The organism is Cupriavidus sp. SIMBA_020, from assembly GCF_046535395.1.
Classification (GTDB): domain Bacteria; phylum Pseudomonadota; class Gammaproteobacteria; order Burkholderiales; family Burkholderiaceae; genus Cupriavidus; species Cupriavidus campinensis.
On record NZ_JAWRWU010001127.1, the window covers coordinates 1 to 254 of the forward strand.

Sequence of the window (254 nt, forward strand, 5' to 3'; positions counted from 1 at the left end):
GATTAACGACCGTCTACTTGCAAGTGGGCTGGATGTCGCTATCGAGCAAAAACAAGCGCCTAAGGCCTCGCGTGAGCACTATTTATTGGCGCATAGTGAACAACACATCAAGCATGTAGAAAGTATGATCCCAACCGAAGGGCTTAGCGATTTGGACGGCGATACCTGGTTATGCCCCGATTCATTGAAAGCAATTGAGCGTGCAGTAGGTGCTGGGTTACTCGCTGTTGATGAGGTTTTAGAGGGTAAGTTAG

Annotated in this window: 1 pseudogene; it reads left to right on the top strand. The window is 48.4% G+C overall.

Annotated elements, in window-relative coordinates:
- Positions 1-254 (top strand): annotated as a pseudogene (locus SB751_RS33035) (histone deacetylase family protein); the annotation flags it as partial.